This is a genomic window from Nocardioides nematodiphilus (genome assembly GCF_020216525.1).
Classification (GTDB): domain Bacteria; phylum Actinomycetota; class Actinomycetes; order Propionibacteriales; family Nocardioidaceae; genus Nocardioides; species Nocardioides nematodiphilus.
Map to the genome: position 1 here is coordinate 169,786 of NZ_JAIWOY010000007.1, position 12,855 is coordinate 182,640.

At 70.3% G+C, this 12,855-nt stretch carries 11 protein-coding genes; 5 read left to right on the forward strand and 6 right to left on the reverse strand.

The genetic code is table 11. From position 1 onward, the window contains the following. Position 1: 1 nt before the first annotated feature. On the reverse strand, positions 2 to 3,763 hold the full coding sequence (gene metH / locus KSO98_RS13140) for a methionine synthase (RefSeq protein WP_225286065.1): 3,762 nt from the start codon (positions 3,761 to 3,763) through the stop codon (positions 2 to 4). A gap of 262 nt (positions 3,764 to 4,025) precedes the next feature. Between metH and KSO98_RS13145 the strand changes: the two genes are divergently transcribed. Beyond that, entirely contained in the window at positions 4,026 to 4,874 is an 849-nt protein-coding gene (locus KSO98_RS13145) for a PAC2 family protein (protein WP_225286066.1), read from the forward strand. 79 nt (positions 4,875 to 4,953) lie between these two features. On the opposite strand, the gene mshC is transcribed toward KSO98_RS13145, so the two are convergent. Genes mshC through KSO98_RS13165 form a run of 4 tightly spaced genes read right to left on the reverse strand, consistent with a single transcriptional unit; the run spans position 4,954 to position 8,340 of the window. Next, entirely contained in the window at positions 4,954 to 6,204 is a 1,251-nt protein-coding gene (gene mshC, locus KSO98_RS13150) for a cysteine--1-D-myo-inosityl 2-amino-2-deoxy-alpha-D-glucopyranoside ligase (protein WP_225286067.1), read from the reverse strand. A gap of 51 nt (positions 6,205 to 6,255) precedes the next feature. Continuing rightward, complete coding sequence (locus KSO98_RS13155; protein ID WP_225286068.1) at positions 6,256 to 7,026, reverse strand: SCO1664 family protein; 771 nt, start codon at positions 7,024 to 7,026, stop codon at positions 6,256 to 6,258. Positions 7,027 to 7,028: 2 nt separating this feature from the next. Next, positions 7,029 to 7,598 (reverse strand): DUF3090 domain-containing protein, encoded by a 570-nt coding sequence (locus tag KSO98_RS13160; protein ID WP_225286069.1) that lies wholly within the window; start codon positions 7,596 to 7,598, stop codon positions 7,029 to 7,031. Between the two features lie 10 nt (positions 7,599 to 7,608). Continuing rightward, entirely contained in the window at positions 7,609 to 8,340 is a 732-nt protein-coding gene (locus KSO98_RS13165; protein WP_225286070.1) for a histidine phosphatase family protein, read from the reverse strand. A 60-nt stretch (positions 8,341 to 8,400) separates the two neighbouring features. Between KSO98_RS13165 and corA the strand changes: the two genes are divergently transcribed. Further along, a complete protein-coding gene (gene corA, locus KSO98_RS13170) occupies positions 8,401 to 9,390 on the forward strand; it encodes a magnesium/cobalt transporter CorA (protein WP_225286071.1) in 990 nt (329 codons plus the stop codon). A 269-nt stretch (positions 9,391 to 9,659) separates the two neighbouring features. On the opposite strand, the gene KSO98_RS13175 is transcribed toward corA, so the two are convergent. After that, positions 9,660 to 10,481 carry an undecaprenyl-diphosphate phosphatase gene (locus KSO98_RS13175; protein ID WP_225286072.1) on the reverse strand — a complete coding sequence of 274 codons (822 nt, stop codon included), beginning with the start codon at positions 10,479 to 10,481 and terminating at the stop codon, positions 9,660 to 9,662. 102 nt (positions 10,482 to 10,583) lie between these two features. Here KSO98_RS13175 and KSO98_RS13180 point away from each other — a divergent pair, with 102 nt between their 5' ends. From KSO98_RS13180 to KSO98_RS18965, 3 genes are all read left to right on the forward strand, one after another. After that, positions 10,584 to 11,531 carry an aldo/keto reductase gene (locus KSO98_RS13180; RefSeq protein WP_225286073.1) on the forward strand — a complete coding sequence of 316 codons (948 nt, stop codon included), beginning with the start codon at positions 10,584 to 10,586 and terminating at the stop codon, positions 11,529 to 11,531. A 22-nt stretch (positions 11,532 to 11,553) separates the two neighbouring features. Continuing rightward, positions 11,554 to 11,772: a DUF5703 family protein gene (locus tag KSO98_RS13185; RefSeq protein ID WP_225286074.1), complete on the forward strand. Its 219-nt coding sequence runs from the start codon at positions 11,554 to 11,556 to the stop codon at positions 11,770 to 11,772. A gap of 113 nt (positions 11,773 to 11,885) precedes the next feature. Further along, complete coding sequence (locus KSO98_RS18965; RefSeq protein WP_225286076.1) at positions 11,886 to 12,821, forward strand: GGDEF domain-containing protein; 936 nt, start codon at positions 11,886 to 11,888, stop codon at positions 12,819 to 12,821. The last annotated feature ends 34 nt before the right edge of the window (positions 12,822 to 12,855 follow it).

A 12,855-nucleotide genomic window follows, 5' to 3' on the forward strand; every position in this document is an offset into this window, starting at 1 on the left:
CTCAGTCCTCCGGCTCGTACGCGAGGTTCGAGCCGAGCCAGCGCTCGGCCTCCTTGAGCGTCCAGCCCTTGCGCTTGGCGTAGTCCGCGACCTGGTCCTGGCCGAGGCGGCCGACCACGAAGTACTGCGCCTGCGGGTGGCTGTAGTAGATGCCCGAGACCGAGGCGCCGGGCCACATCGCCATCGACTCGGTCAGCTCGATGCCGGTGTTGGCCTGCACGTCGAGCAGCTCCCAGATGGTCTGCTTCTCGGTGTGCTCCGGGCACGCCGGGTAGCCCGGCGCGGGGCGGATGCCCTTGTAGCGCTCGGCGATGAGGTCGTCGTTGCTCAGGGTCTCGTCCGTGGCGTAGCCCCAGAACTCCGTACGGACGCGCTGGTGCAGACGCTCAGCGAACGCCTCCGCGAGCCGGTCGGCGACCGACTCCAGCAGGATGGCGTTGTAGTCGTCCAGCGCCTCCTTGAAGGCCGTCACCCGCTGGGGCAGGTCGACGCCGGCGGTGACCGCGAAGGCCCCGACGAAGTCGTCGAGCCCGGCGTCAACGGGAGCGACGAAGTCGGCCAGCGATCGGTTCGGGATCCCGGTGCGGTGCTGGCCCTGCTGGCGCAGCTGGTGCAGGGTCGCCTTGACCTCGTCGCGGGCCTCCGAGGCGAAGACGGTGACGTCCTCACCGGTCGAGGCGGCCGGGAAGAGGCCGTAGACGCCCTGCGGCTTGAGCCAGCCCTCAGCCTCGATCCGGTCGAGCATCTCCTGGGCGTCCGCATAGAGCTTGGAGGCCGCCTCGCCCGTGACGGGCGAGTTGAGGATGTCGGGGAACTTGCCCTTCATCTCCCAGGCGTTGAAGAACGGCTGCCAGTCGATGTACTCGCGCAGCTCGCTCACCGGGTAGTCGGCCAGGACCTCGACGCCGAGCCGCTTCGGCGCGGGCGGGACGTACGAGGACCAGTCGATCGGGGTGGCGTTCACCTTCGCCTGGACGTGGGTCAGCATCGGCCGGTCGTGCTTCTCCGCGTGCCGGGCGCGCAGCGCGTCGTAGTCCTCCTTGATCGCGGCCATCAGCTCACCGCGCTTGTCGCCCAGGAGCTGCGCCGCGACCGGCACCGAGCGCGAGGCGTCCTTCACCCAGACGACCGGGCCGTCGTACTTCTGGTCGACCTTCACCGCGGTGTGGGCGCGCGAGGTCGTCGCCCCGCCGATCAGCAGCGGGATCGTGAGTCCGTTGCGCTGCATCTCCGAGGCGAAGTGGACCATCTCGTCGAGCGAGGGCGTGATCAGGCCGGACAGGCCGATGATGTCGGCCTCGTGCTCCGCGGCCGCGTCGAGGATCTTCTGCGCCGGCACCATCACGCCGAGGTCGATGACCTCGTAGTTGTTGCACTGGAGCACCACGCCGACGATGTTCTTGCCGATGTCGTGGACGTCGCCCTTCACGGTCGCCATCACGACGGTGCCGTTGGTCTCCCTCTCCCGGCCCGTGCTGGCGAGCTCGGGGTTGGCGTCGTTGAACGCCGCCTTCTCCTCCTCGATGAACGGGATGAGGTAGGCGACCGCCTTCTTCATCACGCGCGCGCTCTTCACGACCTGCGGGAGGAACATCTTGCCCGCGCCGAAGAGGTCGCCGACGACGTTCATGCCGTCCATCAGCGGGCCCTCGATGACCTCGATCGGCCGACCGCCGTCGGCCTTGATCTGCGCGCGCAGCTCCTCGGTGTCCGCCTCGACGTGCGCGTCCAGCCCCTTGACCAGGGCGTGCGTGATCCGCTCGCGAACGGGCAGCTCGCGCCACTCCTCGGTCTTGGCCTCCGCCGCCTCCCCCGAGCCCCGGTGGCGCTCGGCGAGCTCGAGCAGCCGCTCGGTGGCGGCCGTCGGGTCGGGGTTGCGGTTGAGGATGACGTCCTCGATCGCGTCGCGCAGCTCGGGGTCGATCTCGTCGTACGTGACGAGCGCGCCCGCGTTGACGATGCCCATGTCCAGGCCGGCGTTGATCGCGTGGAAGAGGAAGACGGCGTGGATCGCCTCGCGGACCGGGTTGTTGCCCCGGAACGAGAACGACACATTGGAGATGCCGCCGGAGACCTTCGCGCCGGGCAGGTTCTGCTTGATCCAGCGAGTCGCCTCGATGAAGTCCACGCCGTACGTGGCGTGCTCCTCGATGCCGGTCGCGACCGCGAACACGTTGGGGTCGAAGATGATGTCCTCGGGGTCGAAGCCGACCCGGTCCACCAGGATCCGGTAGGCGCGCTCGCAGATCTCGATGCGGCGCTGGTAGGAGTCGGCCTGGCCCTCCTCGTCGAAGGCCATCACGACCGCCGCGGCGCCGTACTGCTTGCACTTCAGCGCGTGCTCGATGAACGGGCCCTCGCCCTCCTTGAGGGAGATCGAGTTGACGATCGACTTGCCCTGGACCACCTTGAGGCCGGCCTCGATGACCTCCCACTTGGAGGAGTCGATCATCACCGGCACCCGGCTGATGTCGGGCTCGGACGCGACCAGCTTGAGGAAGCGGTCCATCGCCTCCACGCCGTCGATCATGCCCTCGTCCATGTTGACGTCGATGACCTGGGCGCCGGCCTCGACCTGCTGCGCGGCGACGCTGATCGCGGTGTCGTAGTCGCCGGCCTTGATCAGGTTGCGGAAGCGAGCCGAGCCGGTGATGTTCGTCCGCTCGCCGACGTTGACGAAGAGACTCTCGGGGGTGACTGCGAACGGCTCCAGGCCCGACAGGCGCAGGGCCGGCGCGGGGTGGGCCGGCGCGCGCTCGGCGCCCAGGCCGGACACCGAGTCGGCGATCGCCTTGATGTGCTCGGGAGTGGTTCCGCAGCAGCCGCCGACGATGTTCACGAAGCCCGCCCGCGCGAACTCCGAGACGTAGCCGGCGGTCTCGTCCGGACCCTCGTCGTACTCGCCGAACGCGTTGGGCAGGCCCGCGTTCGGGTAGCAGGAGACGAACGTGTCGGCGACGCGCGCCATCTCCTCGATGTAGGGGCGCATCTCCTGGGCGCCGAGCGCGCAGTTGAGGCCGACCGCGATGGGCTGGGCGTGACGCACCGAGTCCCAGAAGGCCTCGGTGACCTGGCCGGACAGGGTGCGGCCGGACGCGTCGGTGATGGTGCCGGAGATGATGATCGGCCAGCGCCGGTCGTACTCGGCGAAGACCTGCTCGACGGCGAAGATCGCCGCCTTCGCGTTGAGGGTGTCGAAGATGGTCTCGATGATGATGATGTCCGCACCGCCGTCGACCAGACCGCGGGTCGCGTCGGCGTACGCCGCGACGAGCTGGTCGTAGGTGACGTTGCGCGCCGCGGGGTCGTTGACGTCGGGGCTGATGGAGGCCGTACGGGTCGTCGGGCCGAGCGCGCCGGCGACGTAGCGCGGGCGCTCGGGGGTCGCGAACTCGTCGGCGCAGGTGCGCGCGAGCCTCGCGGACTCGTAGTTGAGCTCGTAGGCGAGCTCCTCCATGCCGTAGTCGGCCATCGAGATCGCGTTCGCGCTGAACGTGTTCGTCTCGATGATGTCCGCGCCGGCCTCGAGGTACTCGCGGTGGATGCCGCCGATGATGTCGGGCTGCGTGAGGGTCAGCAGGTCGTTGTTGCCCTGCAGGTCGGAGGGCCAGTCCGCGAAGCGCTCTCCGCGGTAGCCGGCCTCGTCCGGACGGTCCCGCTGGATGGCGGTGCCCATCGCGCCGTCGATGATCAGAATTTGCTCACGCAACGCGCTGGTCAGGGCGTCGGTGGCGTCGGGCCGCAGGTTCTTCTCCGCAGTCATGGCAATCCTTCCAAGAATGGAAGGCGTCCTTGGATCCCCGCGAGCATGATCGCGACCAGCCGAGCGTGGCGGACTGCGGGATGAACCGGCACAGTCCGTTGCAACGCCTCTCGGCGTCGTGAATTCTACGGGGTCCCTGCGCCGAGAACCCACATCTGCCCGGATCGTGGCCCGGCGAGCGGCCTCGGCTCGCCGGCTCAGTCGCTCGGCACAGGCACGAGCAGGCTCGGCGCGGCCTCGCTCCCTCGCCTAGGCTGGGGAGGTGATCGAGCTGGAGCAGACCCACGACCTCGTCGACCCGGTCGTCATCGCCGCCTTCGAGGGCTGGAACGATGCGGCCGATTCGGCCACCGGCGCGGTCGATCACCTGCTGGACATGTGGAACGCCCGGATCGTCGCCGAGCTCGACTCCGAGGACTACTACGACTTCCAGGTCAACCGCCCGCGGGTCAGCGCCGATGAGTCCGGCACGCGCCACATCACCTGGCCGACCACCCGGATCGCGGTGGCCTCCCCGCCAGGCCTGGGCCGTGACGTCATCCTGATCCGGGGCATCGAGCCGTCGATGCGCTGGCGCTCGTTCTGCGGTGAGCTGATGGGCGCGATCGAGTCCCTCGGCGGCCGGCTGGTCGTGACCCTCGGGGCGCTGCTGGCCGACACGCCGCACACCCGCCCGATCCCGGTCAACGGCAGCGCCAGCGACCCCACGCTGGCGGAGAAGCTCAACGTCGACCTGCCCACGTACGAGGGGCCGACCGGCATCGTCGGCGTCCTGCAGGCCGCCTGCGGCGAGGCCGGCATCCCGGCGGTGAGCTACTGGGCGGCGGTGCCGCACTACGTCGCGCAGCCCCCGTGCCCCAAGGCGACGCTGGCGCTGCTCGGCCAGCTCGAGGAGCTGCTCGGCTGCTCGATCCCCCAGGGCGACCTGCCCGAGGACGCCCGCGCCTGGGAGCGCGGCGTCGACGAGCTCGCCGAGGAGGACGAGGACATCGCCGACTACGTCCGCTCGCTCGAGGAGACCCGCGACACCGCGGACCTCCCCGAGGCCTCGGGCGAGGCGATCGCGCGGGAGTTCGAGAAGTACCTCAAGCGCCGGGGCGAGGAGAGTTGAGAAGTCACTTCCTGCGGTTCGAGTGTCCATCTCGAGCCACGGAAAGTGACCTCTCAAGCCACCAGAAGTGACCTCTCGGCTAGAGGCTGAGGCCGAGCGCGGCGTCGAGGACCTTGCTGACCTGGGCCGCGGCGTCCTCGTCGCTGTGCTGGGCGAGGTGGCCCGAGCCACCGAGGGTGGCGTCCACCCAGGCCTGGACGGCGGCCACGGCGCGCGGGGCGTCGAGGTCGTCGGCGATGGCCGCGAGCACCTCGGCGACGACCGGCTCGGCGGGGGCACCGGCACCGAGCGCGAGCGCCTTGCGCCACTGGCCGACGGTGTCGACGGCGTCGAAGAGCAGCTCGTCGGTCCACTCCCAGTCGGAGCGATAGTGATGGCGCAGCAGCACCAGGCGGATCGCCATCGGGTCGAGCTCGGCGTTGCGCAGCGCGGAGACGAAGACCAGGTTGCCCTTCGACTTCGACATCTTCTCGCCGAGGTAGCCGACCATGCCGCAGTGGGCGTACGCCTGCGCGAACGGGGCCGAGGAGTCGATCGTCTGCGCGTGCGCGGCACACATCTCGTGGTGCGGGAAGATCAGGTCCGAGCCGCCGCCCTGGACGGTGAAGCCGGCGCCCAGGTGCTCGCGGGCGATCGCGGCGCACTCGATGTGCCAGCCCGGGCGGCCCTTGCCCCACGGTGAGTCCCAGCTCGGCTCGCCCGGACGCTCGCCGCGCCACACCAGCGGGTCGAGCGGGTCCTTCTTGCCCGGCCGGTCCGGGTCGCCGCCGCGCTCGGGGAAGATCTCGAGCATCTGCTCGCGGCTGTACTGCGACTCGCCGCCGAACGCGTCGTCGGCGGAGATGGAGAAGTACAGGTCTTCCTCGACCTTGTAGACCGCGCCGGCCGCCTCGAGCTGCTTGATCAGCTCGATCACCAGCGGGATCGACTCGACGGCGCCGGTGTAGTTGGCAGGCGGGATGACGCGCAGCGCCTCCATGTCCTTGCGGAAGAGCTCGATCTCGCGCTCGGCCAGCTCCCGCCAGTCGATCTTCACCTTGGTGGCGCGCTCCAGCAGCGGGTCGTCGACGTCGGTGACGTTCTGTGCGTAGTTGACCGTGAGGCCGGCATTGAGCCACGCACGGTGCAGCAGGTCGAAGGTGACGTACGTGTTGGCGTGGCCCATGTGGGTCGCGTCGTACGGGGTGATGCCGCAGACGTAGAGCGAGGCGTTGCTGCCGACGGCGTCCAGCCCCACCTCGACGAGGTCCTGACGGGCGGTGTCGAAGAGCCGGACCGCCGGGGCCGTGACCGGCAGAGCGGGGACGTCAGGTGCAGACCAGGCGCGCATGCTCAGAACTCTAAGGGAGTCCACCACGTGCCGTGCAGGTGGCTCCGCGACTCAGAACGGTGGCCAGGGGATGACGTGCCAGTCATCGGTGGGCTCGGGCATCGCGCCTGCTGCGAGCAGCCGATCACAGCGAGCGGCCAGCGCCTCGAGGTCCCAGTAGGCCAGCAGCTCGCTCAGGGGCTCGCCCTCGGGGCCGTCGAGCGCTGCCCGTACGCGGCGCACGACCTTGATCTCCTCGTCCGTCAGCGGCATGCCGGTCCAGCCCCACAGCACGGTGCGCAGCTTCGGCTCGCGGTGGAAGGTGAGGCCGTGGTCGCAGCCGTACCGGTGACCGCCCTCCATCTCGAGGACGTGCCCGCCCTTGCGGTCGGCGTTGTTCGCGAGCACGTCGAAGACGGCCATCCGGCGCAGCTCGGGGGTGTCCTCGTGGATCAGGGAGACCGGCTGGTCGTCGCCGCCGATCCCGTCGAAGACGTGCAGGTAGCCGACCGGGACCGGTCCGGCCGGGATGAGGGTGACCGCCTCCTGAGCGGGATCGGTCTCGCACCAGCGCTGCACCATGCCGGTGCCGTGCGGGCCGTCGCGCAGCCAGGTCTCCGGGACGATGTCCCAGCCGGTCAGCTCGGAGAGCACGTACGCGGCGACCTCGCGGTGCGCCAGGTTGCCGTCCGGGAAGTCCCACAACGGGCGCTCGCCGCGGATCGGCTTGTAGACGACGGCGGTGCCGTCGATGGAGCCGAGGAAGGTGGCGTTGGAGGCGCTGGTGATGCGGCCGTGCAGCACCAGCTCGCCGTCCAGCCGCTCAGCGACACGATCCGGCACGCTCAGTCCTCGCTGAGGCGCCGCTTGAAGCCGTTGGCGCGGACGCAGAGGTGGCCCTCGGGATCGATCGGACCGCCACAGAAGGGGCAGGAGGGCCGCCCGGCCTCGATGACCAGCCCGGCGCGCTTCACGAAGGCGCGGGCGTGGGCCGCGTCGAGCCGGACGAGCAGCATCTCCTCGGGTTCGGGCTCGTCCGCAGGCACCGCCTCGACGGCGATCTCCTCGTCGATCGGGAAGATCTCCAGCACGATCCGCTCGTCCTCCGGATCCCACGACAGGGTCATGGTGCCGACCCGGAACTCCTCGGTGATCGGCTGCTCCAGCGGAGCGTTGTCGTCCAGCCCGTACGGCGCCACCGCGGGCACGACCGTGTCGGGGTTGGTGTTGCGCATCACCTCGTCGAGGAGCTCGTCGATGCGCTCGGCCAGGATCGCGACCTGCTGCTTCTCCAGGGAGACGCTGACCATCTGGGCGCCGGCGCGGGCCTGCAGGAAGAAGGTCCGGTCGCCGGGTTCGCCGACGGTCCCGGTGACGAAGCGCTCGGGCGGGTCGAAGGAGTGCACGACGGGCATACCCGTAAACCTACTTGCCGGGCCCTGCGCCGCCACCGACCGCTGCGTCATCCGCCACGTCGTCCGGCGTGTCCGCGCTCGCCGGGGCCTTCGGGTTCAGCCAGGTCAGGTCCCCGTCATGGGTGTTCGTGGCCAGCACGAACGGACGTGACTCCGTGTAGCGGATGACCGAGATCGAGGCCGGGTCGACGTGCAGGCGCTGGAAGAGGTCGAGGTGCATGCCGAGCGCGTCGGCGAGGATCGACTTGATGATGTCGCCGTGGCTGACCGCCACCCAGACCGCGTCGGCGCCGTACGCCTCGCTGATCGCCGCGTCGTGGCGCCGTACGGCCGACACCGCGCGGGCCTGCATCGCGAGCATCGCCTCGCCGTCGGGGAACGTCGCGGCTGACGGCTGGGTCTGCACGGTCCGCCACAGCGGCTCGGAGGCCAGCTCCTTGAGGGCGCGACCCTGCCAGGCGCCGTAGTCGCACTCGGTGATCGCCTCATCGGTGTGCAACGGCACCGGGAACTGCTCGTCGGCGACCGGACGCGCTGCGAGCAGTGCCCGCGCGGTCTCCTGGCAGCGCTCCAGCGGGCTGGAGACGACCGACGTCAGCCGGACGCCGGCGAGCCGCTCCCCCGCCTTGGTCGCCTGCTCCCGGCCGAGGTCGTCGAGCCGTACGCCGGGGGTCCGCCCGGCCAGGGTGCCGCTCGCGTTCGCGGTCGTGCGGCCGTGTCGCACCAGGATGAGCGTCGCCATGCGCGCCACTCTAACGAGCCGTCCCCGGCGCGGCCGGCTCGCTCGCCTAGGCTCAGGGTCGTGATCGTCGACTCCGCCCTCTACCGCAACGGCGCGCGGGTCGACCTCGCCTGCCACCCGCACGAGTTCCAGGTCATGCGCGAGGGCGTGGAGAGGGAGGGCGACTTCGTCTGGCTCGGCCTCTATCGTCCCAGCGAGCGTGAGCTCGCCGAGGTCGCCGACGCGTTCGGCCTGCACCCGCTCGCGGTCGAGGACGCGCTCAAGGCGCACCAGCGTCCCAAGCTCGAGCGCTACGGCGATGTGCTCTTCCTGGTGCTCAAGACGCTCTGGTACGTGGATGCCGAGGACGCGGTCGAGACCGGCGAGATCAACCTCTTCATGGGGCGCGACTTCGTCGTCACGGTGCGGCACGGCCGGGGCTCCCAGCTCGCGCCGGCGCGTCACTTCCTCGAGGACGACGAGCGCCGGCTGCTGACGCAGGGACCGTCGGCGGCGATCTACGCGGTCGCCGACTTCGTCGTGGACGGCTACTCCTCGGTGATCAGCGAGCTGACCAAGGACGTCGACGAGGTCGAGACGTCCGTCTTCTCCGAGGCGCGGACGAACGACTCCGAGCGGATCTACAAGCTGAAGCGCGAGCTGGTCGAGGTGCGCCGTGCGGTGATGCCGCTGCGCGATCCGATCCGCCGCTTCACGACCGCCGAGCACGACGACCGCGACATCGACGCGGACATCCGCCCGTTCTTCCGCGACGTCCTCGATCACCTCAATCAGGGTGCGGAGGCCGTTGACGGCCTCGAGTCCCTGCTGTCCTCGGCCTTCGACGCCCACCTGGCCCGGATCCAGGTCCAGCAGAACGACGACATGCGCAAGATCTCCGCGGGCGCCGCGATCATCGTCGTCCCGACCCTGATCGCCGGCGTCTACGGCATGAACTTCGAGAACATGCCCGAGCTCGGCTGGCACTACGGCTACGCGTACGCCCTCACGATGATGGGGCTCACCGTCGCCGGTCTGTGGTGGTGGTTCCGCAAGTCCGGCTGGCTGTGATGGCGTTGCAGTCGATCCCACGCTCGACTGCTGCGCCGAATGAGTAGTGATCCGGCGTTGTCGAGGTAGCGCGCGCAGACGTTCGCCGGGCAGAACGGACATTCGTTCTGTCCTCGGGGCCGGCCATGCGGCGTCGAACAGTCGTCCGGCGTGCTGGGCTGCCCCGCGGTCCACCGAAGTCAGGGCACCCGCCCGCGCAGACACTCAGCGCGAGCCGGGCGAGCAGAGTTCGTGGTACCCAGCGGCACGTCGCCGCGCCGTCAGCACGCTCAGGTCGCGTTGACGACGCCGGTGGCGACCAGGACGAGGACGGTCGTGCCGAGGACCACGCGGTACGGGACGAACCTGCCGATCGAGTGGTGGCTGACGAAGCGGAGCAGCCACGCGACCGACGCGTAGGCGACCACGAACGAGACCAGCGTGCCGACGAGGGTGACGCCCACCGAGATGCCGTGCACGTCCTTGAGCTCGTAGAGGCCGGCCGCGGTGAGCGCCGGGATCGAGAGGAAGAAGCTCAGCCGGGTCGCGGTGACGCGGTCGAGCCCCTGGACGAGGCCCGCGGAGATGGTGGCACCGGAGCGCGAGACGCCCGGGATCAGCGCGATGCACTGCACCAGGCCGACGACGATCGCGTCCTTGATGGTGAGCTGGCGCTCGCCACGCTCCTGCTTGCCGACACGCTCGGCCCACAGCATCACGCCGCTCCACACGATCAGCGCGCCGCCGACCCACCACAGCGAGCGCAGCGGGCCGGAGATCAGGTCCTTGGCCAGCAGGCCGACGATGCCGATCGGGATGGTGCCGACGATCGCGTACCAGCCCATCCGGTACTCGAACGTGCCGCGTCGCGTGGCCTGGAACAGCCCGACCGACCAGCCGCGCACGATGGCGACGATGTCCTTGATGAAGTACAGGACGACGGCCGCGATCGCGCCCATCTGGATGACGGCGGTGTACGCGGTCACGCCGTCGTCGTCGATCGGCAGACCGAGGATCTTCTCGGCGATGGTCAGGTGGCCCGTGCTCGACACCGGGAGGAACTCGGTGAGTCCCTCGACGACGCCCAGCACCACGGATTCCAGGTAGTTCATCAGTCGCTCTCAGCTCAGCGGCAGGTCCCGAGAAGCCTAGGGCGTCCGACCTGCGGCGAGCCTGGACGCCACCTCGTCGGCGCGCCGACTATCTTCTTCCGCATGCAGCAGCGCGCCGTCGGGGCCTCCGGGCTCAAGGTCTCCTCCCTCGGTCTCGGCACCATGACGTGGGGTCGGGACACCGACGAGCACGAGGCCCGCGACCAGCTCATCGCCTTCGCCGAGGCCGGCGGCACCCTGGTCGACACCGCCGCGGGCTACGCCGACGGCGCCTCGGAGCAGCTCCTCGGCAGTCTCATCGGCGATGTGATGTCACGCGACGAGCTCGTCCTGGCCACCAAGGCCGGCATCTCGCGCCGCAGCGGCTCGCGCCAGGTCGACACCAGCCGCCGCGGACTGCTGGACAGTCTCGAGGGCTCGTTGCGCCGCCTCGGCACCGACCACGTCGACCTGTGGCAGGTGCACGTCTGGTCCGACGAGACGCCGCTCGAGGAGACGTTGGCGACCCTCGACCACGCCGTCGCCAGCGGCAAGGCCCGCTACGTGGGCATCTCCAACTACTCCGGCTGGCAGACCGCACAGGCCGCGACCTGGCAGCGCGCCGTCACCGGCCGCTCGCACCTGGTCAGCACGCAGGTGCAGTACTCGCTGCTCGCCCGCGAGGTCGAGTACGACGTCGTCCCGGCAGCCGACGCGCTCGGCCTCGGGCTCCTAGCCTGGTCGCCCCTCGCCGGCGGCGTCCTCACCGGCAAGTACCGCACCGGCACCCCCTCGGACTCCCGCGGCGCACGGTCGGACTTCGCCGGCCGCGTGGACGCCTACCTGGACGAGCGCGGTCGTGGCATCGTCGAGGCGGTGGCCCGAGCCGCCGACGGCCTCGGCTGGACGGCCCAGCAGGTCGCGCTCGCCTGGGTCCGTGATCGCCCGGGAGTGACCGCCCCGATCCTCGGCGCCCGCACCGTCGCCCAGCTCCAGAGCGCGCTCGGGGTGGTCGAGCGCATCCTGCCGATCGAGATCGTCGCCGCCCTCGACGACGTCTCAGCCGATTGAGCGTCGGCCCGATGGGTCAGGCATGAGCAGGCACGAGCGGCGGGCTCCGCGCCCCGGCGTGGAGTGGGAGTTCGACAAGATCGTCTTCGATCGCGATCTGTCGCGCAGCGCGGTCGCCAAGATGCTCGTCGAGCGTGCTGAGCACGGCGGCTGGGAGCTGGACCGGCTCCGGATCGGCAACGACGGCATCCGCCGCGTCATTCTGCGACGCAAGATCATCCGGGCCGTTCGGACGGCGTGACGCGCCGGTCTGCGCCGTACTCGCCGGTAACGCCCCGCCGGTCCTTACGATGTGGGGTGATGCCCGCGCCCACCAGCACTCCCACAGCTGTCGGACGCCGCCCCGGACCCGCAGTGAGCAACCTTCCACTGTGGCACCGTCGCGGCGCGATCGGCGTCCTCGTGATCGCCACCTGCTGTCTGCTGGCGTGCTTCTCCACCCACGAGGCCGACGGCTTCGTACCGATCTACTACGTCGTCAGCGTGGCGTCCGTGATCGTGCTGTGGGCCCTGGTGGGACGCTCCCGCCACCAGCCCGTCCTCCTGGCCTGGCCGCTCGCGGTGATGCTCGGCATGGCCGGCGCCTCGTTCGTCGCGCCGATGGCCGCCACGTTGTGCATGAGCACGATGTTCGTCGCCTTCCTCTTCGCCGGCCTGACGCAGACCCGCGGCATCTCGCTGATCATGCTGCCGCCCGCGGTGTTCACGTACCTCCTGGTCTTCGCCGATCTCCCGGTCTCGCAGCTGAGCGTCAAGCTCGCGACCTCCGCCGTGGTGTGGGTGGCGGTCAGTGAGGCCCCCGCATGGCTGGCCGGCGACCTGCGGGCCGCCCGGACCGAGACCGAGCGCCTGGCCGCCACCGACCCGCTGACCGGGCTCGCCAACCGCCGGCACTGGGACGAACGGCTCCCCCAGGTGCTGGAGGCCGGCCCCTCCGGCGTGGTGCTGCTGATCGATCTCGACCACTTCAAGCACTTCAACGACGCGCACGGCCACCTGGCCGGGGACGACATGCTCGTCGCCTTCGCCCGGACGATCGAGGACGCGCTCCCCGAGACGGCGCTGGCGGCCCGTTGGGGCGGCGAGGAGTTCGCGGTCGCGGTCGGAGACCGGGTCGAGGCGCGCGCGGTCGCCGACGCGATCCGGGCCAGCGTCCCGCTCGCGCAGACCTGCTCGATCGGGATGGCCGAGCACCGCCCCGGCGAGGCCACGGTGGAGCTGATCCAGCGCGCCGACGACGCGCTGTACGCGGCGAAGAGCCACGGCCGCGACCGCATCGTCGCCGCCTGACGCCGCCCGCACCGCACCGCACCGGAAAGAGGAC

Coding starts and splice junctions, on each gene's coding strand:
- metH (WP_225286065.1), bottom strand. CDS start 3,763: ATGACTGCGGAGAAGAACCTGCGGCCCGACGCCACCGACGCCCTGACC.
- mshC (WP_225286067.1), bottom strand. CDS start 6,204: ATGCGCGCCTGGTCTGCACCTGACGTCCCCGCTCTGCCGGTCACGGCC.
- KSO98_RS13160 (WP_225286069.1), bottom strand. CDS start 7,598: ATGCCCGTCGTGCACTCCTTCGACCCGCCCGAGCGCTTCGTCACCGGG.
- KSO98_RS13165 (WP_225286070.1), bottom strand. CDS start 8,340: ATGGCGACGCTCATCCTGGTGCGACACGGCCGCACGACCGCGAACGCG.
- KSO98_RS13175 (WP_225286072.1), bottom strand. CDS start 10,481: ATGAACTACCTGGAATCCGTGGTGCTGGGCGTCGTCGAGGGACTCACC.
- KSO98_RS13180 (WP_225286073.1), top strand. CDS start 10,584: ATGCAGCAGCGCGCCGTCGGGGCCTCCGGGCTCAAGGTCTCCTCCCTC.
- KSO98_RS13185 (WP_225286074.1), top strand. CDS start 11,554: ATGAGCAGGCACGAGCGGCGGGCTCCGCGCCCCGGCGTGGAGTGGGAG.